The 21,849-nt window shown below is 55.9% G+C and carries 27 protein-coding genes, 4 tRNA genes and 1 pseudogene; 24 read left to right on the top strand and 8 right to left on the bottom strand.

All coding sequences use genetic code 11. The annotated features are described in order from the left end of the window. Nucleotides 1-28 precede the first annotated feature (28 nt). From KGA88_RS16820 to gltX, 4 genes are all read right to left on the bottom strand, one after another. Nucleotides 29-104, bottom strand: a tRNA-Ala gene (locus KGA88_RS16820). A gap of 52 nt (nucleotides 105-156) precedes the next feature. Next, a tRNA-Glu gene (locus KGA88_RS16815) sits at nucleotides 157-232 on the bottom strand. A 79-nt stretch (nucleotides 233-311) separates the two neighbouring features. Beyond that, nucleotides 312-387, bottom strand: a tRNA-Ala gene (locus KGA88_RS16810). A gap of 256 nt (nucleotides 388-643) precedes the next feature. Next, on the bottom strand, nucleotides 644-2,125 hold the full coding sequence (gene gltX / locus KGA88_RS16805; RefSeq protein ID WP_223592884.1) for a glutamate--tRNA ligase: 1,482 nt from the start codon (nucleotides 2,123-2,125) through the stop codon (nucleotides 644-646). Nucleotides 2,126-2,368: 243 nt separating this feature from the next. Here gltX and KGA88_RS16800 point away from each other — a divergent pair, with 243 nt between their 5' ends. Next, nucleotides 2,369-3,457, top strand: coding sequence for an HlyD family secretion protein (locus KGA88_RS16800; RefSeq protein ID WP_223592882.1), 1,089 nt, complete (start codon nucleotides 2,369-2,371; stop codon nucleotides 3,455-3,457). Nucleotides 3,458-3,506: 49 nt separating this feature from the next. Continuing rightward, entirely contained in the window at nucleotides 3,507-4,997 is a 1,491-nt protein-coding gene (locus KGA88_RS16795; protein ID WP_223593065.1) for an MDR family MFS transporter, read from the top strand. 119 nt (nucleotides 4,998-5,116) lie between these two features. On the opposite strand, the gene uvrB is transcribed toward KGA88_RS16795, so the two are convergent. Continuing rightward, entirely contained in the window at nucleotides 5,117-7,132 is a 2,016-nt protein-coding gene (uvrB, locus tag KGA88_RS16790; protein WP_223592880.1) for an excinuclease ABC subunit UvrB, read from the bottom strand. A gap of 318 nt (nucleotides 7,133-7,450) precedes the next feature. Here uvrB and KGA88_RS16785 point away from each other — a divergent pair, with 318 nt between their 5' ends. Further along, complete coding sequence (locus tag KGA88_RS16785) at nucleotides 7,451-8,647, top strand: amino acid aminotransferase (protein WP_110659573.1); 1,197 nt, start codon at nucleotides 7,451-7,453, stop codon at nucleotides 8,645-8,647. A 236-nt stretch (nucleotides 8,648-8,883) separates the two neighbouring features. Beyond that, nucleotides 8,884-9,084, top strand: a complete 201-nt coding sequence (locus tag KGA88_RS16780; RefSeq protein WP_110659572.1) for a hypothetical protein — start codon at nucleotides 8,884-8,886, stop codon at nucleotides 9,082-9,084. On the opposite strand, the gene KGA88_RS16775 is transcribed toward KGA88_RS16780, so the two are convergent. Then, nucleotides 9,081-9,311 (bottom strand): hypothetical protein, encoded by a 231-nt coding sequence (locus KGA88_RS16775; RefSeq protein ID WP_110659571.1) that lies wholly within the window; start codon nucleotides 9,309-9,311, stop codon nucleotides 9,081-9,083. The two genes, KGA88_RS16780 and KGA88_RS16775, sit on opposite strands and share 4 nt — an antisense overlap. A gap of 228 nt (nucleotides 9,312-9,539) precedes the next feature. Between KGA88_RS16775 and KGA88_RS16770 the strand changes: the two genes are divergently transcribed. Further along, nucleotides 9,540-9,615: transfer RNA gene (locus KGA88_RS16770), tRNA-Asn, on the top strand. A gap of 1,112 nt (nucleotides 9,616-10,727) precedes the next feature. On the opposite strand, the gene KGA88_RS16765 is transcribed toward KGA88_RS16770, so the two are convergent. After that, on the bottom strand, nucleotides 10,728-10,991 hold the full coding sequence (locus tag KGA88_RS16765) for a hypothetical protein (protein ID WP_223592878.1): 264 nt from the start codon (nucleotides 10,989-10,991) through the stop codon (nucleotides 10,728-10,730). Between the two features lie 166 nt (nucleotides 10,992-11,157). Beyond that, nucleotides 11,158-11,286, bottom strand: a complete 129-nt coding sequence (locus tag KGA88_RS31440) for a hypothetical protein (RefSeq protein WP_263296158.1) — start codon at nucleotides 11,284-11,286, stop codon at nucleotides 11,158-11,160. A 217-nt stretch (nucleotides 11,287-11,503) separates the two neighbouring features. On the opposite strand from KGA88_RS31440, the pseudogene KGA88_RS31585 reads away from it, so the two are divergent. The 19 genes and pseudogenes from KGA88_RS31585 to KGA88_RS16670 all read left to right on the top strand — a co-directional run bounded on the left by KGA88_RS31585 (nucleotide 11,504) and on the right by KGA88_RS16670 (nucleotide 21,723). After that, nucleotides 11,504-12,185: pseudogene (locus KGA88_RS31585) on the top strand (tyrosine-type recombinase/integrase). Between the two features lie 93 nt (nucleotides 12,186-12,278). Next, the gene (locus KGA88_RS16755; RefSeq protein ID WP_057402048.1) at nucleotides 12,279-12,584 is read left to right on the top strand and encodes a hypothetical protein; all 306 of its coding nucleotides are present in this window, start codon (nucleotides 12,279-12,281) and stop codon (nucleotides 12,582-12,584) included. 11 nt (nucleotides 12,585-12,595) lie between these two features. Further along, on the top strand, nucleotides 12,596-13,066 hold the full coding sequence (locus tag KGA88_RS16750) for a DUF6998 domain-containing protein (protein WP_223592872.1): 471 nt from the start codon (nucleotides 12,596-12,598) through the stop codon (nucleotides 13,064-13,066). A gap of 17 nt (nucleotides 13,067-13,083) precedes the next feature. Then, nucleotides 13,084-13,401: a hypothetical protein gene (locus KGA88_RS16745; protein ID WP_223592869.1), complete on the top strand. Its 318-nt coding sequence runs from the start codon at nucleotides 13,084-13,086 to the stop codon at nucleotides 13,399-13,401. Nucleotides 13,402-13,485: 84 nt separating this feature from the next. Then, nucleotides 13,486-14,028, top strand: coding sequence for a hypothetical protein (locus tag KGA88_RS16740; RefSeq protein WP_223592867.1), 543 nt, complete (start codon nucleotides 13,486-13,488; stop codon nucleotides 14,026-14,028). Nucleotides 14,029-14,435: 407 nt separating this feature from the next. Next, complete coding sequence (locus tag KGA88_RS16735) at nucleotides 14,436-14,624, top strand: hypothetical protein (protein WP_223592865.1); 189 nt, start codon at nucleotides 14,436-14,438, stop codon at nucleotides 14,622-14,624. A 72-nt stretch (nucleotides 14,625-14,696) separates the two neighbouring features. Then, nucleotides 14,697-15,131, top strand: a complete 435-nt coding sequence (locus tag KGA88_RS16730; protein ID WP_223592862.1) for a hypothetical protein — start codon at nucleotides 14,697-14,699, stop codon at nucleotides 15,129-15,131. Nucleotides 15,132-15,276: 145 nt separating this feature from the next. Further along, nucleotides 15,277-16,017 carry a hypothetical protein gene (locus KGA88_RS16725; RefSeq protein WP_223592860.1) on the top strand — a complete coding sequence of 247 codons (741 nt, stop codon included), beginning with the start codon at nucleotides 15,277-15,279 and terminating at the stop codon, nucleotides 16,015-16,017. 131 nt (nucleotides 16,018-16,148) lie between these two features. Next, nucleotides 16,149-16,382 carry a hypothetical protein gene (locus KGA88_RS16720; protein WP_223592851.1) on the top strand — a complete coding sequence of 78 codons (234 nt, stop codon included), beginning with the start codon at nucleotides 16,149-16,151 and terminating at the stop codon, nucleotides 16,380-16,382. 19 nt (nucleotides 16,383-16,401) lie between these two features. Beyond that, nucleotides 16,402-17,190 carry a hypothetical protein gene (locus KGA88_RS16715; RefSeq protein ID WP_223592849.1) on the top strand — a complete coding sequence of 263 codons (789 nt, stop codon included), beginning with the start codon at nucleotides 16,402-16,404 and terminating at the stop codon, nucleotides 17,188-17,190. Nucleotides 17,191-17,199: 9 nt separating this feature from the next. Beyond that, nucleotides 17,200-17,670 carry a DUF6998 domain-containing protein gene (locus KGA88_RS16710; RefSeq protein ID WP_223592846.1) on the top strand — a complete coding sequence of 157 codons (471 nt, stop codon included), beginning with the start codon at nucleotides 17,200-17,202 and terminating at the stop codon, nucleotides 17,668-17,670. Between the two features lie 17 nt (nucleotides 17,671-17,687). Next, nucleotides 17,688-18,005 carry a hypothetical protein gene (locus KGA88_RS16705; protein ID WP_223592845.1) on the top strand — a complete coding sequence of 106 codons (318 nt, stop codon included), beginning with the start codon at nucleotides 17,688-17,690 and terminating at the stop codon, nucleotides 18,003-18,005. Continuing rightward, a complete protein-coding gene (locus tag KGA88_RS16700; RefSeq protein ID WP_223592842.1) occupies nucleotides 17,980-18,279 on the top strand; it encodes a hypothetical protein in 300 nt (99 codons plus the stop codon). Before KGA88_RS16705 ends, KGA88_RS16700 begins: the two co-directional genes overlap by 26 nt. After that, on the top strand, nucleotides 18,279-18,479 hold the full coding sequence (locus KGA88_RS16695) for a hypothetical protein (RefSeq protein WP_223592840.1): 201 nt from the start codon (nucleotides 18,279-18,281) through the stop codon (nucleotides 18,477-18,479). The genes KGA88_RS16700 and KGA88_RS16695 overlap by 1 nt, the downstream gene beginning before the upstream one ends. Nucleotides 18,480-18,578: 99 nt before the next feature. Then, on the top strand, nucleotides 18,579-19,064 hold the full coding sequence (locus KGA88_RS16690; RefSeq protein WP_223592838.1) for a GNAT family N-acetyltransferase: 486 nt from the start codon (nucleotides 18,579-18,581) through the stop codon (nucleotides 19,062-19,064). 24 nt (nucleotides 19,065-19,088) lie between these two features. Then, nucleotides 19,089-19,559, top strand: a complete 471-nt coding sequence (locus KGA88_RS16685; RefSeq protein WP_223592836.1) for a DUF6998 domain-containing protein — start codon at nucleotides 19,089-19,091, stop codon at nucleotides 19,557-19,559. A gap of 33 nt (nucleotides 19,560-19,592) precedes the next feature. Then, the gene (locus tag KGA88_RS16680) at nucleotides 19,593-20,360 is read left to right on the top strand and encodes a DUF6602 domain-containing protein (protein ID WP_223592834.1); all 768 of its coding nucleotides are present in this window, start codon (nucleotides 19,593-19,595) and stop codon (nucleotides 20,358-20,360) included. Between the two features lie 83 nt (nucleotides 20,361-20,443). Then, entirely contained in the window at nucleotides 20,444-21,136 is a 693-nt protein-coding gene (locus KGA88_RS16675) for a hypothetical protein (RefSeq protein WP_223592824.1), read from the top strand. Between the two features lie 188 nt (nucleotides 21,137-21,324). Next, entirely contained in the window at nucleotides 21,325-21,723 is a 399-nt protein-coding gene (locus KGA88_RS16670; RefSeq protein ID WP_223592822.1) for a Rap1a/Tai family immunity protein, read from the top strand. Nucleotides 21,724-21,849: the final 126 nt, after the last annotated feature.

Below are 21,849 nucleotides of genomic sequence, written 5' to 3'. Positions count from 1 at the left end.
GGTGTGGCCAGACCTTGAACTGTAAAATTGGTGGAGCTTAGCGGGATCGAACCGCTGACCTCCTGCATGCCATGCAGGCGCTCTCCCAGCTGAGCTAAAGCCCCGGATTTTCGCCTCGCGGCGGAGTGACATCTTGCAACATCACTTCTGTAAAACTGGCGTCCCCTAGGGGACTCGAACCCCTGTTACCGCCGTGAAAGGGCGGTGTCCTAGGCCACTAGACGAAGGGGACGCAAACCCTTCTATACAACTGATCAACGCTGAGTGTTGATCGCTTCAAGGCCGGTGTGGCCAGGCCTTGAAGTGTAAATTGGTGGAGCTAAACGGGATCGAACCGTTGACCTCTTGCATGCCATGCAAGCGCTCTCCCAGCTGAGCTATAGCCCCTCATCGTTGATGCATCTTCGATGTCATCGCTGAGGACGGGGCGAATCTTAAGGGCGTATCGAAAGTCTGTCAAACTTATTTTTGAAATTTTTCAAAATTTTTTGCCGACATAACAATCACTTACCGCCCTTCCCCCGAAAAAACGGGGTTTTCCCCACCTGGAGCTGGCTTGCCAACGATAGCAGCCGCAAGATTGATGCAGGCTGCAAGGTCGCTTCGCCAGCAAGCCGGCTCCTACAGGTCCGACCCAGCGGGATCAGGCAATAGCGCCCAACAGCTTTTCCCACTCTTTGTTTTCTTTCTTCGACACACCGCCCAGCAGGTCGATCGCCTGGCGCAGACGGAAACGGGTCAGGTCCGGTCCGAGGATTTCCATCGCATCGAGCACCGAGACCGAGCTGGCCTGGCCGGTGATCGCGGCGAACATCAGCGGCATGGCGTCACGCAGCTTCAGCTCCAGGGACTCGACCACCGCCTGGATGGTCGCGGTGATGCTGTCCTTCTCCCACTGGCGCAGGCTTTCCAGTTTCCACAGGATCAACTGCATCAACTGGCGAACCTGATCGCCCGAGAGTTTCTTCGATTCGAACAGCTTGGCATCCGGGTTCACGCCACCGGCAAAGAAGAACCCGGCCAGCGGTGCGACCTGGCTGAAGGTTTCGACCCGGCCCTGTACGTGCGGCGCGATCTTCATCATGTATTCGGAATTGAGCGCCCACTTCTGCACACGTGCGGCGAACTCTTCCACGGGCAGGTCACGCAGCCACTGGCCGTTGAGCCACGACAGTTTTTCGATGTCGAAGATCGGCCCGCCGAGGGACACGCGCTTGAGATCGAAGTTGTCGACCATTTCCTGCAACGAGAACTTCTCGCGCTCGTCCGGCATCGACCAACCCATGCGGCCCAGGTAGTTGAGCATCGCTTCGGGCATGAAGCCCATGCGCTCGTAGAACGTCACCGAGGTCGGGTTCTTGCGCTTGGACAGCTTGCTCTTGTCCGGGTTGCGCAGCAGCGGCATGTAGCACAGCTCCGGTTGTTCCCAGCCGAAGTACTCGTAAAGCAGGATCAGCTTCGGGGCCGATGGCAGCCACTCTTCGCCGCGCAATACGTGGGTGATGCCCATCAGGTGATCATCGACCACGTTGGCCAGGAAGTACGTCGGCAGGCCGTCGGTCTTCATCAGGACTTGCATGTCCATGCGGTCCCACGGGATCTCGACGTCGCCGCGCAGCATGTCCGGCACCACGCAGACGCCTTCGCTCGGCACCTTCATGCGGATCACGTGTGGTTCGCCAGCGGCCAGGCGACGGGCGACTTCGTCCTTCGACAGCAGCAGCGCGCGGCCGTCGTAACGCGGGGTTTCGCCACGGGCCATCTGCTCGGCGCGCATCTGGTCCAGCTCTTCGGCGGTGCAGAAGCACGGGAAGGCATGACCGAGCTCTACCAGCTGCTGGCAATACTTCTGATAAATATCGCCACGCTCGCTTTGACGGTACGGACCGTGCGGGCCGCCGACGTCCGGGCCCTCGCTCCACTCGATCCCCAGCCAACGCAGGGCGTCGAAGATCTGCTGTTCGGACTCGCGGGTCGAACGCAGTTGGTCGGTGTCTTCGATCCGCAGGATGAACTCACCGCCGTGCTGCTTGGCAAAGCAGTAGTTGAACAAGGCGATGTAGGCGGTACCTACGTGGGGATCCCCGGTAGGCGATGGCGCGATGCGAGTGCGGACGGTGGTCATGGCATGTCTCGAAAAGAATAAAAAGCGAAGTTCAAACAGAACATCAAACAAGAGCGGAATGGTAACAGGCGACACCCGCCCCGCTCCAGTGAACAGGGCATTTAAGCCAAGGTTGCGTCTGGAACACCCGTATGAGGGGGTGAATGGGCGAATATCAGCCGACAGCATTTACCGTTTATCGGCTGTATGCCAGATTTGCCTGCTGATACCTTCCCTTACAATTTCTCGACTACAGTTTGCCCCATGCCTGCCCAACTCAAGCGCCGCCTCTTCACGTTCCTGATGATTGTCCTGCTGATTGCCGGGGGCCTGTTTGCCCATTGGTTCTTCAAGGGGCGCTTTTATGAAAGCACCGACAACGCTTATGTCCAGGGCGAGATCACCCGCGTGTCGAGCCAATTGGGCGCGCGCATCGATCAGGTGATGGTGCAGGACAACCAGCATGTCGAGAAGGGTCAGTTGCTGATCAAACTCGAAGGCGATGACTTCCACCTCGCTGTCGACCGCGCCAACGCGACCCTCGCCACCCGCGAAGCCGAACGCCTGCAAGCCCAGAGCAAACTGACCCAGCAAGCCAGCCTGATTGCCTCCAGCGAAGCGCAAGTAGCGTCAAGCCAGGCCAGCCTGGGCCGTTCGCAGATTGATTTGACCCGTGCCGAGACCTTGCGCAAGCCGGGTTATGTCTCGGAAGAACGGGTGACCACCCTCTCCGCCGACAACCACATTGCCCGTTCGCAACTGGTCAAGGCCCAGGCGGATGCCCAGGGCCAGCGCCAGCAAGTCAACGCGCTGACCGCCGAGATCAAGCGCCTCGACGCGCAGATCGCCAATGCCAAGGCCGACCTGGCGCAAGCCGAGCTGAACCTGACCCGCATTGAAATCCACTCGCCCATCAGCGGCCTGATCGGCCAGCGTGCCGCCCGCGAAGGCCAGGTTGTGCAGGCCGGCGCGTATTTGCTGTCGATCGTTCCGGACCAGGACATCTGGATTCAGGCCAACTTCAAGGAAACCCAAATCGGCCACATGCAACCCGGGCAGAAAGCCGAACTGACCTTCGACGCCTACAGCGACACACCGATCCAGGCCCGGGTCGACAGCCTGTTTGCCGCCTCGGGCGCGCAGTTCAGCCTGTTGCCGCCAGACAATGCCACGGGCAACTTCACCAAGGTCGTGCAGCGGATTCCGGTAAAACTGACCTTCGCCGCCGACAACCCGCTGCGCGGCAAGATCCGCCCGGGCATGTCGGTGACCGCCAAGGTGAACATCAAGGACGCCCCTGAAGAAGTCACCACCAAAGTGAGCAGCAAAGACGCCGCTGACGATGGCCGGTGATCAACTGATCCGCCCGGTCGGCGAACCGACCCGGCGGGACTGGATCGCGGTGATGAGCGTGATGCTCGGCGCCTTCATGGCGGTGCTCGACATCCAGATCACCAACTCCTCGCTCAAGGATATCCAGGGCGCGCTGTCGGCAACCCTGGAAGAAGGCTCGTGGATTTCCACCTCGTACCTGGTGGCGGAAATCATCATGATCCCCCTCACCGCCTGGCTGGTGCAGTTGCTTTCGGCACGACGCCTGGCAGTGTGGGTGTCCCTCGGATTCCTCTTCGCGTCCCTGCTCTGCTCCATGGCGTGGAGCCTGGAGAGCATGATCGTGTTCCGCGCCCTGCAAGGGTTTACCGGTGGCGCGCTGATTCCGCTGGCATTCACCCTGACCCTGATCAAACTGCCGGAACACCACCGCGCCAAGGGCATGGCCATGTTCGCCATGACCGCCACTTTCGCCCCCTCCATCGGCCCGACACTCGGCGGCTGGCTGACGGAAAACTGGGGCTGGGAGTACATCTTCTACATCAACATCCCGCCCGGCCTGATCATGATCGCCGGCCTGATGTACGGCCTGGAGAAGAAAGAAGCGCACTGGGAACTGCTGAAAAGCACCGACTACACCGGCATTCTCACCCTCGGCGTCGGGCTTGGCTGTTTGCAGGTGTTTCTCGAGGAAGGCCATCGCAAGGACTGGCTGGAATCGAACCTGATCGTGACCCTTGGCAGCATCGCGCTGGTCAGCCTGATCACCTTTGTGATCGTGCAGTTTTCCAAGCCCAACCCTCTGATCAATCTTGGCATCCTCGGCAACCGCAACTTCGGATTATCCAGTATTTCCAGCGTCGGGATGGGGGTCGGGCTGTACGGTTCGATCTATCTGTTGCCGCTGTACCTGGCGCAGATCCAGAACTACAACGCCTTGCAGATTGGCGAAGTGATCATGTGGATGGGCGTGCCCCAGCTGTTTCTGATTCCGCTGGTGCCCAAGCTGATGAAGTTCATCTCGCCGAAATGGCTGTGCACCCTGGGATTCGGCTTGTTCGGGTTGGCGAGTTTCTCTTCAGGGGTGCTGAACCCGGACTTTGCCGGGCCGCAGTTCAATCAGATCCAGATCATCCGCGCACTGGGCCAGCCGCTGATCATGGTGACCATCTCGCTGATCGCCACCTCCTATATCCTGCCCCAGGATGCGGGATCGGCATCGAGCCTGTTCAATATCCTGCGCAACCTCGGCGGCGCCATCGGCATCGCCCTGCTCGCCACGCTGCTGGATGCGCGGACCAAGGTTTACTTTGACTACTTGCGCGAAGCCATCGTGCCAAGCAATCCGCAGGTGGCTGAACGGATCGCCTCGCTGGCTGACCGACTGGGCAACGAAACGGCGGCACTGGGCAAGCTCAGCGAGATCGCCCACCAACAGGCGTCGATCATGGCCTATAACGATGCGTTTCATTTCGTCGGGATTGCGCTGGGGATCAGCATGGTGGCGGTGTTGCTGACCAAGAAGCTGCCGGAGGGGTTGAAGGCGGGTGAGGCGCACTAGTCAAAAATTGCGGCGCCAATACTGCCCCCTTCGCGAGCAAGCCCGCTCCCACAGGGATCACACTGAACCTTGTGGGAGCGGGCTTGCTCGCGAAGAGGCCCGCACACCCACCGCAAAGTTCAGACCGTCAGCAGGCGCTCGCGCATCTTGGCAATCTCGTCGCGCATCTGCGCCGCCGCTTCGAACTCCAGGTCACGAGCGAGCTGGTACATCTTCTCTTCCAGCGCCTTGATACGCTTGGCGATCTCGCCCGGCGAGCGCAATTGCGCTTCGTATTTGGCGTTTTCCTCGGCGGCCTTGGCCATGCCCTTGCGCTTCTTGCTCCGCGAACCGGGCACGGTGGCGCCTTCCATGATGTCGGCGACGTCCTTGAACACGCCTTTTGGCGTGATGCCATTGGCCAGGTTGAAGGCAATCTGCTTGTCACGACGACGCTCGGTTTCCCCGATCGCGCGCTCCATGGAGCCGGTGATGCGGTCGGCATACAGAATCGCCCGGCCATTGAGGTTACGCGCCGCGCGGCCGATGGTCTGGATCAGCGAGCGCTCGGATCGCAGGAAACCCTCCTTGTCGGCATCGAGGATCGCCACCAGCGACACTTCCGGCATGTCCAGGCCTTCGCGCAGCAGGTTGATCCCCACCAAAACATCGAAAGTACCGAGGCGCAGATCGCGGATGATCTCGACCCGCTCCACGGTGTCAATGTCCGAGTGCAGGTAGCGCACGCGCACGCCGTGATCCGCCAGATAATCAGTCAAGTCTTCGGCCATGCGTTTGGTCAGCGTGGTCACCAGCACCCGCTCCTCCAGAGCGACGCGCTTGGTGATTTCCGACAGCAAGTCGTCGACCTGGGTCAGTGCCGGGCGGATCTCGATTTGTGGATCCACCAGCCCGGTCGGACGTACCACCATGTCAATGACGCGCCCGGCGTGCTCGGCTTCGTAGTTTCCGGGAGTCGCCGAGACGAAAATCGTCTGCGGGCTGATGCTTTCCCATTCATCGAAACGCATCGGCCGGTTGTCCAGGGCCGAAGGCAGGCGGAAACCGTACTCGACCAGGGTTTCCTTGCGCGAGCGGTCGCCTTTGTACATGGCGCCAACCTGCGGCACGCTGACGTGGGATTCGTCGATCACCAGCAAGGCATCGGCCGGCAGATAGTCATAAAGCGTCGGCGGCGGCGCGCCGGCTTCGCGACCGGACAGATAGCGCGAGTAGTTTTCGATGCCGTTGCAGTAACCCAGCTCGAGGATCATCTCCAGGTCGAAACGGGTGCGCTGCTCCAGGCGTTGGGCTTCCACCAGTTTGTTGTTGGAGCGCAGGTATTCCAGGCGCTCCTTCAATTCCTCCTTGATCCCTTCCACGGCACCCATCAGGGTTTCTCGAGGCGTCACGTAGTGGCTCTTCGGGTAGAAGGTGAAGCGCGGCAGTTTGCGAATGACTTCGCCAGTCAGCGGATCGAACGCCGACAGGCTTTCCACCTCATCGTCGAAGAGCTCGATGCGGATCGCCTCGAAATCGGATTCCGCCGGGTGGATATCGATCACATCGCCACGCACGCGGAAGGTCGCACGGGCAAAATCCATGTCGTTGCGGGTGTATTGCAGGTCGGCCAGGCGTCGCAGCAATTCGCGCTGATCGAGCCGGTCGCCGCGATCCACGTGCAGCACCATCTTCAAATAGGTTTCCGGGCTGCCCAGACCGTAGATGCACGACACCGTGGTGACGATGATCGCGTCCTTGCGCTCAAGCAATGCCTTGGTCGCCGACAGACGCATCTGTTCGATGTGGTCGTTGATCGAGGCGTCTTTCTCGATGAAGGTGTCCGAGGACGGCACGTAGGCTTCAGGCTGGTAGTAGTCGTAGTAGGAAACGAAATATTCCACCGCGTTGTTCGGAAAGAACGCCTTGAACTCCCCGTACAACTGCGCCGCCAGGGTCTTGTTCGGCGCCAGCACCAGGGTTGGGCGCTGCACCTGGGCGATCACATTGGCGATACTGAACGTCTTGCCCGAACCGGTCACACCAAGCAGCGTCTGGTGCGCCAGCCCGGCCTCGATGCCCTCGACCATCAGGCGGATGGCTTCCGGCTGGTCGCCGGCGGGCTCGAAACGGGTGACTAGCTGGAATTCAGACATGAAAAACCTCTGGATCAGGCACGAACGAGAAAGACCGCAAACGACCGATGTCTCCCGAGGAAAAAACTGGATTGTGCTCAATGTGGAGCCGATTGCCAGCCCTTTCAAGGTAAACGTCCTACATCGCGCAAAACCTTTGCCGACGCCATTCGACTAACGGTCGAAAAATAATCGGAAAAACATACCTTAAAAGCCGAATCGCCTGTCGCCATTGATCGCGGATGGCCTCTATACTAGCTCCCCGTTTGTGCACCGCTCTAGTGCATTCGGCTGGAGCGCGACACGTCCCTCCACTCTCCATTCAGAGCCGCCGCAATAATGAGCCTGTTCTCCGCTGTCGAAATGGCACCACGCGATCCAATCCTGGGCCTCAACGAAGCATTCAACGCCGATACCCGTACCAACAAGGTCAACCTGGGGGTCGGTGTTTACTGCAACGAGGAGGGGCGAATTCCACTCCTGCGCGCCGTTGTCGAAGCCGAAACGATTCGCGCCGCTCAACACGTTTCCCGTGGCTACCTGCCTATCGACGGCATCGCCGCCTACGACCAGGCTGTGCAGAAATTGCTGTTCGGCAATGATTCGCCACTGCTCGCCGCTGGCCGCGTCATCACCACTCAGGCTGTCGGCGGTACCGGCGCTCTGAAAATCGGTGCCGACTTCCTCAAGCAGCTGCTGCCGAACGCCGTTGTGGCGATCAGCGACCCAAGCTGGGAAAACCACCGCGCGCTGTTCGAAACCGCCGGTTTCCCGGTGCAGAACTACCGCTACTACGATGCCGCGACCCACGACGTGAATCGTACCGGCATGCTGGAAGACCTGAACGCGCTGCCAAACGGCTCGATCATTGTGCTGCACGCCTGCTGCCACAACCCGACCGGCGTGGACCTGAGCCCGGCAGACTGGAAAAACGTCCTGGAAGTGGTTAAAGCCAAGGGCCACGTGCCATTCCTCGACATGGCGTATCAAGGTTTCGGTGATGGCATCGACGAAGACGCCGCTGCCGTGCGCCTGTTCGCCGAGTCGGGCCTGACCTTCTTCGCCTCCAGCTCGTTCTCCAAATCGTTCTCGCTGTACGGCGAGCGCGTCGGCGCCCTGTCGATCGTCAGCGAATCGAAAGAAGAAAGCGCGCGCGTGCTGTCGCAAGTCAAACGCGTGATCCGTACCAACTACTCCAACCCGCCGACTCACGGTGCCAGCGTTGTTGCTGCAGTGCTGAACAGCCCGGAACTGCGCGCCCAGTGGGAAGCCGAACTGGCCGAAATGCGCCTGCGCATTCGTGGCATGCGTACCCAGATGGTCGACCTGCTGGCCAAAAAAGCGCCTCAGCGCGATTTCAGCTTCGTCGGTCGTCAGTGCGGCATGTTCTCCTACTCCGGCCTGACGGTTGAGCAAGTTCACCGTCTGCGCAACGAGTTCGGCATCTACGCCCTGGACACCGGCCGCATCTGCGTGGCTGCGCTGAACCAGAGCAACATCGAGGTGGTGACGGACGCTATCGTCCAGGTCATCTGATCCGGCCTTGAAATGAAAAACGGGAAGCCATGTGGCTTCCCGTTTTTCATTCGCTTCAGATAATTTTCAAAGCAACGACGCAGCCCTCTAAACTCCACACAAGTCAAAATGTGGGAGCGGGCTTGCTCGCGAAGACAATCTGTCTGTGACATTGATGCCGAATGTGCCACCGCTTTCGCGAGCAAGCCCGCTCCCACAGGTTATGCGTACACTCTGTAATTCCGATGAGAACTCAAATGAAAAACGATGACCTACGCGCCGACCGCGATGAGCTGGACCATTTCGTCCCGCGCACCCCGGCCAAACGCGGCAACAACCTGGTGATGCAAGTGGCCGCCGGTGTATTCCTCGGCGGCCTGGCCCTGTGGCTGGTGCAACTGGGCGCCACGATGCTGTATGCCAAACTGATGCTTGGCACGATTACCTTCGGCGGTTAAGCCAGCTCATTCGCACGCTGGCTGGCCGCATCGTCATAAGCGACGTAGAGCGATTCGGCGATCTGGCTCTTGATCGCCTTGGTGCTTTCCAGCCCGAGAACGAAGCCTTCAGCCTTGCCGCCCGCGCGGTTCAGTTCTTCAACGGTGCTGGCCTGGGTGATGGCGTCGAACAACTTTTCGGCATGGGGGCCGACACCTTTGGGCAGGCTGATCTGAGCGACGCTCATGGGTGCACCGCGGAATGTCGAGGTGTGAGTTTCAAATGATTCATGGCGCGTACCTTTTCGGCGTAGTGGCCGGCAGCGCGTGTCACCACTTCCGGACGGCCATGGTAGACCTCTGGTGCGATTCTGGTAACCGCCAATGACCACTAAACCACCGCCCGTCCCCATGAATCCGTCCATTTGCTATTCGATGCTTGACTTCTCTTTTTGAATCAGTAACATAGGCGCCATTCCGCGATAGCTCAGTTGGTAGAGCAAGTGACTGTTAATCACTGGGTCCCTGGTTCGAGTCCAGGTCGTGGAGCCAGTAAATAAACGAAAAAGGCCAGCGCTTAGCTGGCCTTTTTTATTTCTGCTCAACACATTGCTCAACACTTGAGCTTTGAAGCATTTAGCGCCCCCTCCCCTGTCCTGAGTCTTCGACGCTGAGTATGAGTGAGTGCAATTAGACTGATCGGGCTCCGCGTGCGGCATTCACTAAGCCTGACGCCCTAGTGCTGGCTCTTCGTGAACGTCCAGTCGACAAAGATCCGCAAGCTGGGCACCGACACTCAACAACTCCGGCAAAACGACGGGCCTGGATCTGCGCAATGCAGCAAGTCGAACAGACAATCGCCTGCGGTCGCCACTCGGAGGTAACCGCCATTCCATCTCCATCCTGATCCAAATCAAACCATACAGCCGCCGTATTTACACTCATTCGCACCGTAGGCATGCTTGGTATTGCAGCCACCTCCCCTTGTCGCAGGCTGCTTGCTTTCACTGAGACAAAATGCAGCCGGTTGCCATCTTTCAGCTCAAGCAAAACTCTGCTCGGGTCAACACGGTCACGATACTCGAAACATAGTGCCTGCTTGTTCCAAGCGGCGACCCCTGGATGTTCATCGTGAAAGGCCAAGCCGTCTGGCATCTCTCGAACGCACCTAGCCAGTGCCTCGGCGTCATTCTGAGTTTCGGCAACCAGCCGATAGCCAGGCTCACCATTGACGATAATGCCGACGCGACGTGCACGGAGCGGCACGTATGTCTTTGGAGCCTTCCCTCTGGCATCCCTGCCAAGCTTCCACTCGCGCTGCCGGTTCCAGCAGCTCACACAGATGTCGCCACTAGCATGGATGAGCCGAAGATCGGAGCGGCCACAGCGAGTGCATCTGGTACCCTGATCCGGATGTCTCGTGATCTTGATCTTGGCCGAAGACGATGCGGCCTGGAGGGGGTCGACTTTGCCAGCGTGCACGGCTCCGATCGGGCAGAAGCGGCAAGCCGATGTCCGCTCATCACCGGCAATGGACCGCGTGTACCGACCAGAGCAGTCGTCGCTGCTCATGGAGGCGCTCAGCTTCTCGCAACGGAAATGTCGCTTGCCCGGCACCCACTGCAGGTACTCGATTCCATCGGCACAGGGTTGAGGCGACGTACTCATGGATGCGCCTCAACAGCTAGGCCGAGTCTGATGGCCCGAGCTTCTGATGCACGCATTGGCGGCCAATCATTACCTTGGGCATCCATTGCGATCGCAGGTGCGAGTGAAGTGCTAAGAGTTCCTTGGTGTTCCTCAGTCGCCATTAGGGCTTTGCGGGTCAGCAGCATGCCCATCTTAAGTACTTCGGGCTGGGTCACCTTGTGCTCAACTGCCAGCGATCGCAGGATCTTGGCGGTGGCATTGTCCAGGGACAGCGTCATTCGGGTTATCCCAGCGGTTTTCAGGCTGTCTCGACGCACTCTCTGGCGCTGCTTTGGGGTTTTTGGGGTGTTCAAAAGTCATATCTCGGTGATCACGCCGTGATGGCGTGACCACGTTAAAATCACGACTGAGCTAACAGCGTGCGCTTGCTCTTGAGGGCTGACGCTAGCTGGCCGCCAAGTCATCCGGCAGCTCCTGGCTAGCGGAGAGTTGGTGGCAGATGTCCCCGACATCGGTGCCCGTGACCTTGCCGGCGATGACAGCTTCGTCCAGCGCGTGGTGAAGCTCGGTCATGTCCTTTAGCAGTCGCTTTTTTGGCTGCTTGGCCGGCAGCGTCTTCGGGCTATTCGGATAATCGTGTGTAAGGCGCATTCGGCCCATCAGCCCGACCGAGTGGGGAACGATTTTCCGTGAACGCCACGGCACGCGGGTCTGTAAGCTATTCAGGAGGCCCGTTGCAAACTCTCTCAGGATCGTCCGCGATTCGTCATCAATCCTGACAGAGAACCCTATGACTACACCCATCCGCCGCGCAGCATCCCTTCGTCCAGGGCAATTCAAACACTTGATCCGCGTTGCATCTGTTACTGGCCGTCTGCCAGAGCGCGACGTGATGCTTTTATGGCTCACACACACCACTGGGATTCGCGTCACCGAACTGGCCTTGCTGAAGGTCGCAGACGTGCTGTACCCCAGCGGAGCTATTAAGTCCAAGGTGTATCTACGACCAGACATCACCAAGGGCTGCCGACCCCGCAATGTATACCTGACACATGCTCGATGCCTTGCCGCCTTGGACGGCTGGATCGCGGTTCGCTTGCTACGCCGGTGGGGCCTGTCCGGTGCTGATGAATATCGGGGGCCTGTGCCCAGGTTCAAAGCTGGTTACCACACACAAGGGCCAAGCGTTTGAACTTGCGTTTAAACATCGTCAATTGGACAGCGGTCCGGAGGTTTACCGTGCCTGTGATTCGCTCCAGCAGACGATCAGTCGGCTCTACCGGCAGGCCGGTATCAAGCAGGGTTCGTCACACAGTGGCAGGCGATCTCTGGCGGCAAAGGTGCTGGCTGCGACCGGCGACGTGGAGACGGTACAGACCATCCTCGGTCATGCCTGCCTCGATCACAGCAAGCCGTATCTAACTGTTGACATCGAGGTTATCCGTCGTGCTTTCGAGCTTGCACTGGCATAGTGATATCGGTAACTCTTTCCGCTAGTCAGCATTGATATTGAAATGTCCGTCCAGGGGTGAGGTTTTGCCCCCGAGAACTTGAGGAAATCAACAATGGCTAGGCTCACACTGACCGATTTTGACGAATGGCTCGATGGCGCTGTGCAGACGGACGTAGAGGACGTGTACGCCCTCCATGAAGCCGTTGACGGTGAAACAGAGTTCGCTCAATACAAAGCCGAGCGTGCACCAAATGGACAGCTCTTGGTCTCGTATGGCGACGATAGCCCTTGGTTGAGGCTGTCCACGGAGGAAGCTAAGCAGGGTTTTCTTCGTCGTCTGGGCGGCCGTTATGTTGGGGAAGGTTGTATGGACATCGGTGCGTGGTATGTCATGCACATGGGATTAGCGTCCGATTAAAGGAAATTCGCATGGAGGACGCCGATGAGGTGTACCAGATCCTTCGAGACACCAAGGTTTTGGCTCGCCGTTATTACCAACTCACTCGCAAACCGCTGGGTGTGACTGGCGAAATCGCAGAGTACGAGGCAGCTCGGCACCTCAACGTCGAGTTGGAACTGGCTAGGCAAGCTGGGTACGACGCGACAGAAGTGAGAGATGGGCTGAAAGTCAGAATTCAAATCAAGGGGCGGTATTTCACCAGCCCACGAATGCGAAGCGGTCGAGTGGGATCAATCGATTTAAGGCAACCCTTCGATACAGTTTTACTGGTTCTTCTCGATGCGGATTACAACGCTTTCCAGATTTTTGAAGCGGATCGCTCTGCGGTTGAGGCGTTACTGACAAGGCCTGGGTCAAAGGCTCGAAACGAACGTGGCTCAGTCGGTATCAGTCAATTCAAAGCGATCAGCAGACTGCGTTGGGCGCAGTCTGAAGTATAGGAAATGGAGCGGGGAGAATGATTGCAACACTTCTGGCGACAGCAGTAATTTTCGGTTTTGGTTGGTTCGTTCTGCGGTTTGGTCGCAAAGATACTAAAGGATGGTGGTTACGGGATTACTTCGGGAAGGTAGCTTTTTATGTTGCCATTTTCATGGCGATGGTGGTTGGCAGGCAGTTCGATTTCCCGGGTAGGCTTGTGCTCGCGTTACCAGCAGCTTTGATAATGAGTGTAGTTATCGCCTCCCCGTTGACGCTGATCTACTACTTCCGCGTGGTCAAAAAACAGGCCAATTTGAGGTCAAAAGTTGTTGGCGACGTTGACCAAAGCGAATGATAGTAAAATCTCGTACCACCACATCTGGTATGTCCGCTCATCTGGCGGTTAAAATTCCCGCCAGCCAATCCCGGGATGGAACGCATGAAAGTACACGTAGGCAAGGTGGTTTTTTTTAAGATTGCTGCGTTTATCTCTATCTCATTCATGATGTGTACTGCGTCAGCAGCAACACAGAAAGATTCTGAGACTTGGAGTGTCACATCAGCATGGGTGCGTGTCCTACCTAAAAAAGAGCAGACCCCCGTCCTTATTCTGCTTAATTCCTCACTTAGAATGAAAGTCGACAAAGAAATTGTTCCCAGCGCCAAAACTGGCAAGGACGCGATGTGGGCATTAAAGGTAGACTATGTAGGTCATTTCTTGCTTTCTGAGCTTTCCACAAACTCACCCGCCCTCAAACTATTGCTTGATGAACGAGCGAGTTATCTGCTTGAGTTTATCCATGGGAAGTCTAGTGTTGATGTTCTAGAGGCTAAATCGATAGAGACAGGGAAAGAAACACAAGCCATTATTTCTAAGCTAGGCAAAGACAAACTGAGCGAAATTATGAACAAGTATTCTTCTAGAATTGAACAAACACAGATCTCTCTTCAAGTACAGGCAATGGAAGGTGCAAGCCAGTAAAAGGATATTTCAGTATCCTATATTTACTTGAAGAAGCCCCTCGCGGGGCAAATGTTTGATAATGACGATGCCGTGCAAGACGCGATTATTGCTGCCGACTTCGACGCTAACTGATCTGTTGAAGGAAAAAGCCATGACGCTGACTCCGGAACTAAAGCAGCTGTACTTCGAATTAAGCGTGCAGCAAAGCGACGGCCCGCTAATGGCCGGGCTCAAATACGTCATTTGGCTATTCGCCATTTTGGTTGCTTAGGAGGTGCTGAAAATGGTTGCCCGCAAGGTGTGGGACTTTGTAAATGGTCGAGAGGTCTACGAATTGACCGCCCAGGTACACCCGAAGCCTGGCCATCGTGCGGGGCCGAGGACGTGTAAGGGCGCGCTTTCCGCGCAAGGCGAAGGAATAGGGCATGTCTAAATGGAAGTCATTTCTGCCATTGGCAATCGTAATTCTGGTTGGATTTGGGGCAGGCAACATAGCCAAATCTCTCGGCTTCCGTTCGGAAAGTATGGGGATTGGCTGTGCCATATTCGCGGCAGCTTTCTTCCTCTACAAAGTATGGTCAGGTCGCCCAATTGCCAAGCAGTCTGAAGGTTGAGGAAAGGCCGCTGCACCCACAAGCCCGCCCCCTGCGGGATGAACCTGAACTGTTTCATTGGGGAGAATGGATATGGCGTTCTGGAAGAAAAAAATTGGGCCGAAAGCTCAGCCGAAAATAGACGAAAAAACTCAATGTGCGATTGACGTTGCTGCATTCATCATTGACCTGCAATTTGACCGAGCACGTGAGCTACCTGGTTTCGACGAGCTTTTTTTCTGTCCATTTGTTCGTGGATATTTGAGCGGTGCTTTCACGGCAGCAATGCAGGCATTCAAACTTCCCGGATACGGGGAAGACAGCAAAACCTTAGCATTCATCGTCGGCGGCCACGTCCACATAATGGGTGAGAAAAATGGCTTTACGTATGCAATGGATTCCGCACACATCCAAGGCAACCGTGACTACGACCTCGGCAACCGTACTGGCGGTCAGGAGTTGATCGATTTCCTGAACAAAGAAGTCATTGTGCCTACCCAACTTTACAACTACTGCAAGGGCAATTGACGAACGTCAGAGCTAGGCTGAATGCAACAGTGGTTCGCGCTAGGTCGCAAGTTGAGGGAAATTCACTGCCAATCACACAGCCCCTTCATCGGGGCTTCGGCAGTACCGGAGGGCGGCTTTCGCACCTCACTTGCGAAGGACTGATATGAGCAATTATCGGGGCTGGGAGACAGCGACCTCACTTCTGCTTGCATACGAGGCTTCTGCGCGCGCGCATAAAGCAGCGATACGCAATGCCGCAACCGTACCAGGACAGGAACCCCATGAGCGTTACAGCTATCAGCATGGTTTTGCGCTGCTTATCCTCAACGCGTCGATCGTTGAAGGAACCATGCGGACGATCCTTACAGAACGAGTTACCGATGACTTGAACAAAGTCATTGAGCGGAACGTAGCTGCCGGATTGACGGAGCACACGGCTCCGGACCGCCTCCTTGCCAAATTTCTCCGTGATTTGGAGAGCACAGGATCGTGGCAAAAATTAACAGAGGCGAGCTCCGCGTACCTTGGCGCCCCAATGAACGCAACCATCCCTAAAGAAGTGATGGAGGGTATTGACGTCTTGTTTGTTCTGCGAAATGTGCTCGCCCACGGGACTGCGTTAATCCAGCCGGTTGAGCCACTTGGGGATGACATGAAAGACGTGTATCCGTACGACTGGCAGCGTCGGCTTCAGAGGGTTTCGGTATACCTAGAGGCGCAATTCAAAAAAGGGGCGGTGTTCAAAAATCTTGCTCACCCTGGCATGCCAGAGCATTTCATGGATATCACGAAGCGATATTTTGCTCAGATCAGTGACACCTTTTTCCCTGTTCCCCAAAGGGCAGAAATAACCATTGAGATGATTCGGAAGTACCATTTCGGGTACATGGATACTATGCGTTAACGGCAAGATCGACCGCCGCCCACCAAGCCCTGGCCTAAAAATCGGGGTCGTGGCCATAGGAGCAGGACAGTAAACATATGCACAACAAGAAGTTGAATCTGATCAATCGTGACTAGCACGGAAAATCGACCATGACCACAAGACTCAGCGTGCCGATGGCGAATGTGCTCAAGAGCATGGGCTTTGGACATGACTACGACGACTTCGGAGTCCATGGGCCTGTGTCCCATGCGTCTCGCGTGCGGACGTGTGACGCGTTAGTGAAGCGTGGTCTGATGATTCAGACGCTGTTTGGTGAGTACCTGTTGACCAATGCCGGGGAGGCCTTGGCGAACTGCCTGAATGCCACCCCGGCCAACAATTGAACTGTTCCAGGAAAGACCTTTGAAAATCGACGCCGGAACGCTCCAAGATTACTTGGCAGCCACCTTAAAGAGCGCAAAGGATCATACGGCAGAACCACCACAGCTGATGTTCTTGGTAGACCAGATGGACCAGATATTCCATCGAGAGATCTTCGAACACAGCTTTGAGGTGAACCCAGTTGTCGGTCTGCTAGCAATGAACTCGTACACGCTGATATTAAGCGCAGTGCGTCAGGCGCTTTCGGGACATGTAGTGTCAACGTATCCGATTGCACGTGCCGCGCTCGAATCAGCGTGCTATGGGTTTCTCATTGCCTGTGACGAGGCTAAAGCAGATGTTTGGATAAGCCGCCACCATTCAGAAAGCTCACTTCAGAAATGTCGGAAAACTTTTACTGCAAAGAATGCGGCTAATGAATTGAGGAAAATTGATCCAGTTATGGCCGAGTACGTGCTTGCGCATTACGACGCCTCAATAGACTTCGGTGCGCACCCGAATCGTAAATCTGTGATTGATCATATAGAGGACATGGGTCCCATGGGGGATGGTCTTCATGGTTTTTCGTTGGTAGGTGTTTACGGTCGAAATAGCTGGCACGTAAACCATGCCTTACTGGTGTGTGTGGAAGCTGGCCAGGCTATCGCTTTTCTGCTTGCAGCATCTGTTGAGAATCACCCTCTCATTCACGACCGTGCCAGCGTCTTCCAAGACTGGATGGATGCAAAAAATCGGATGGTTGAGGAGCTTAATGGCGGGCCAATCGACTACTCCGGACCAATGTACTGTTCGGTAATACCGCCGACATAGGAAAATCGCATGGAGGACGTCGATGAGGTGTACCAGATCCTTCGAGACACCAAGGTTTTGGCTCGCCGTTATTACCAACTCACTCGCAAACCGCTGGGTGTGACTGGCGAAATCGCAGAGTACGAGGCAGCTCGGCACCTCAACGTCGAGTTGGAACTGGCTAGGCAAGCTGGGTACGACGCGACAGAAGTGAGAGATGGGCTGAAAGTCAGAATTCAAATCAAGGGGCGGTATTTCACCAGCCCACGAATGCGAAGCGGTCGAGTGGGATCAATCGATTTAAGGCAACCCTTCGATACAGTTTTACTGGTTCTTCTCGATGCGGATTACAACGCTTTCCAGATTTTTGAAGCGGATCGCTCTGCGGTTGAGGCGTTACTGACAAGGCCTGGGTCAAAGGCTCGAAACGAACGTGGCTCAGTCGGTATCAGTCAATTCAAAGCGATCAGCAGACTGCGCTGGGCGCGGTCTGAAGTATAGGAAATGGAGCGGGGAGAATGATTGCAACACTTCTGGCGACAGCAGTAATTTTCGGTTTTGGCTGGTTCGTTCTGCGGTTTGGTCGCAAAGATACTAAAGGATGGTGGTTACGGGATTACTTCGGGAAGGTAGCTTTTTATGTTGCCATTTTCATGGCGATGGTGGTTGGCGGGCAGTTCGATTTCCCGAGTAGGCTTGTGCTCGCGTTACCAGCAGCTTTGATAATGAGTGTAGTTATCGCCTCCCCGTTGACGCTGATCTACTACTTCCGCGTGGTCAAAAAACAAGCCCATTTGAGGTCAAAAGTTGTTGGCGACGTTGACCAAAGCGAATGATAGGAAAAAGATCAGCGCTCAGCGGCGCGACGGTAAAACGTACTACAGCGCGAACCAACTCAGCCGACTCTATACGCGGCTGTTCGGTCTTGCTGGGATCGAGGGGGCCAGTGCGCAGTCAGGGCGTCGGACGCTTGCCGTCAAGCTCAAGCGTCGGGGCATCGACTTGCGAAACATCAGCGAAATACTGGAGATTGAGAGCCTTGAGGCGGTTAAGAGGCTGTGCGAGAGCGCCCCGGCGCGGCTTGGCGATATTGTGCGGAGAATCATTTGATGGGCACCAGAATGACATCGATATCGAAGGTGACGGGCTATCTGACCGCACTGGTTGAAAATGATTTGATCGGTTCTGCGATTACAGTGCAACTGACTCAGGAAAAGGACCGAGCTGTAAGCGATGTACTCAAGGTGCCGAGCCAGTTGTCGGAAGGTGGCGGTTTTCAGCAGACAGTCAGTCCGCCGGCACGCTTCTGATAGGACATGACCCTGTAAGGCCCAAGCCCCGCACCTGTGGGGCTGAAGCAGTAAGAGAGGGACGCTTTTCGATCCTCAGGTCCGAGTAGGAGAACTCACATGCCAGCGATTACCGACCCTCACATAGGGCTGATCAGTTTTCAAAAGGCGCTGCTCAGCGGCACTATCAAGCCCAAGCGTTGCAAGACACAGCGCGAGCTTTATTTTCTTCGTGATAAGCCGACTCCTGACACCATTCGGCTGACTTACGCAATGATCGTAGGCCGCCAGGTCAAGGCCATGGCCACTTACATTGAAGCTGAGCCAAACGAAGGCAAACGCTGTTTTGGTGTGGGCTATACCGTTGCGATTCCCTTCCGTGGTCAGGGGCTAGCCAAGGCCGTCCTCTCCAGCAGTTTGAAAGAGTTTAAAGGACTGTTGGAAGCCGAACTGTCGGAGCCTGGCTTTTACCTTGAAGCCATTATCGGTGTAGATAACGAGCGCTCGCACAGGGTGGCCAAACAGTTCATCAGCCAGGAACCTGACGAGATTTCTGATAGCGAATCCGGCTTGCCGGCACTGCACTACATCACGCTCGTGACTTGATAGCGAACTGTCTAGGAAAAGAGCATGGATGCGACCGATGAGGTTTACCAGATCCTTCGAAAGGCCAAGGTGCTTGCCAGGCGCTACTACCATCTCACTGGCAAGCCTCTGGGCGTTACTGGTGAGGTGGCAGAATACGAGGCTGCTCGGATTCTAGATCTCGAATTGGAGCTTGCCAGGCAAGCCGGTTATGACGCGACTGAAACAAGGGATGGGGTGACTCTCAAGATTCAAATCAAGGGTCGATATTTCCCCAATCCTCGACTTCGAGGTGGCCGGGTCGGTTCGATCGACTTAAACCAGCCCTTTGATACGGTTCTGCTGGTGTTGCTCGATGCCGAATACAACGCGTTTCAGATCTATGAAGCGCCACGACCCGCGGTTGAGACACTCCTGACTAGGCCTGGATCAAAAGCTAGGAACGAGCGTGGGTCAGTCGGAATCAGCCAATTCAAGGCAATCAGTTCGCTGCGCAGGGAGCGGACGGAATCATAGGAAAATTCACATGACTACAGGACGTTCTCCGATATGAGTCAATACTTTGATCATGTGACCAAGCAACTGCACAGTAAGATTGCTCAAGCCAAGGTGTACATCACAAAGCACAACCCTACGACCGGGGCGCTGGCTGAGGCAGTGCTGCGCGAGTTCCTCCAAGAACATCTGCCAGGTGCGGTCAGTGTTGAGCAGGGGTTCATCATCACCCCCGACGGTGGTCTCTCCAAGCAGTGCGACATCCTGATCTATGACTCGCATCGGTATGCCCCGTTCTTCCGGGCTGGTGATGTTGTTGTCGTTCCTGCCGAGTCCGTGATCGCCCTGATCGAAGTAAAAACCTCGATCGACAAGCCTCGTTTTCACGAGGTGATCACGTACTTCCAGTCATTTGCAAAATTGCAATTGCAGGCTCGGACCTACCTGTTCATGTTCAATGCTCCGAAGCTTGAAACCGTCGGAGACCACTTTGACAGTTATGAGCATCCCGGGAGTCGCAAAGAGTTCGATCACGACACCTACCATGACCTTCCGGACGTGATAACCGGCCTATACCCGTCGTATCACCTGGAAAAGGGTTATGTCATTTTTGACCGGGATGGCATGGGGTATCTCTCGTATTTTTATGAAGACCAGAAAGGGTCCGCGATCAGTGCGCTGGAACTGTTCTTCCTGTCGGTGTACTCAGCCGTTGAGCAGTACCTCGAGTCTTATACCTCATCTAAGCTGCCCCCCCGATCTGAGTATCACAAGAAAAAGACGACCACGAAGATTGAGGCTATCGATCTGTTTCCGATGTGAATTCACATACCGTCAGCCCGCCATTATTGCGGGCTTTGCAGTACCAAGGCGCGGGTTCGTGTCCACTGATCAAGGAAGTGACGATGACCAACACCTGCTACATGTGCAGCAAACCTGCTACGACACGTGAACACGCTCCGCCTCGCTGCCTTTTTCCAGCACAAAAGTACTCCCTCAACGGCAAAGACCAGCGGGTGAACTTGATCGTCGTGCCAGCGTGCGACGAGCACAACGGCGACAAATCCGCCGATGATCAGTACCTGATGCACATCTTGCCAATGTCCTTCGGACTGAACGAGGTGGCTGATCACTACTTTCAGACCAAGGTTCAAGAGTCGATTGCGTCTAATAATCGACTTACCAAATCTCTGGCCGGTAGTGCGGTGCAGGTGAAAGTTCATGATCTGGATAAGGACGAATGGACTCAGACCTTGGCTTTTAAAGTCGACATGGTGCGGCTGATGGGCGTGCTGGAGATGAATGCTCGCGCAATTTACTTTCGCCATCACAATGCCAAGCTCACGACAAAGCTGTCTTCGCTGACGAACTTCACGTTGCTCGGGAACAGCTTACAGCTCAACGTTCTGTTGAACCGGGTCATGAGCGAAGGTGAAGAAATGCTCGATGCGGTCGGAGCCGAACGCCATGGCCCCAACCCGGACGTGTTTTTCTACCGTATTGCCAGAGAGGGGAACCTTGAGCTGCTGGAGTTTACGTTTTACGGGACGTCGAAGGTCCTGTTCGCCATCGATCATAGCGTCGCGCAGCAGGTTTAGTGCCAGTGCATGGCATTGTTGCAGCATCACTTGAAGCATCGATCAGATACATCCCAAGACATCAGCCAATGAGCCTGAACTCCAGGAAATCCGCACCAGTTACACCACAAGCCCAGTCGACAAACGCTGGGCCAAGGCAATAGGAGGACGCCCATTTTGAGTCCGCGAATAATGCAGGAACGATCGACATGGAAATAGGTTTTAAAGCTGCATTTCTAACAATTTTTGCGCTGGTTTCACCTTGTGCGGTATCAGCTGTTGAACTGGCTCCAGACGTCCTAGATACCCAATGGCTGGTGAAAAACTGCAGCTCCGTACCACAAGGTTCAACAGCCAAGCCGAGCGGTATTGGTGCTGCTGCGGAAGCTGGAGCCTGTATTGGATACCTCGGTGCACTTGCAGAGACAGCACCGATTCTAAATCGCGTTGTGCCTGCAAATGCCCAAGTTTGCACGCAAGGCCAAGTTAATCCTGCTGGTCTAGCGCAAGTCGTGCTTGAGTACATCAAAAGGCGACCAACAGTGATAGGTGATCCGCGTCTTGTAGTGTCGCTTGCTGCGCTCTCCGAAAAGTATCCATGCCGATAGGAAAAGCAGCTCCACTCACAAGCCCGCCGTGCGAGCTTTCTTTTGTTGCGAAATTGCACTCCACTTGACCAACCGTTCTATCCGACCTGACCAGTCATTTGCATTCGTACAGACCACTGATTGCAT

This window comes from Pseudomonas sp. A-R-19 (assembly GCF_019956575.1).
Lineage (GTDB): Bacteria > Pseudomonadota > Gammaproteobacteria > Pseudomonadales > Pseudomonadaceae > Aquipseudomonas.
The sequence above is the reverse complement of the archived record's forward strand: the minus strand, read 5'-3'. Positions and strand labels throughout refer to the sequence as shown.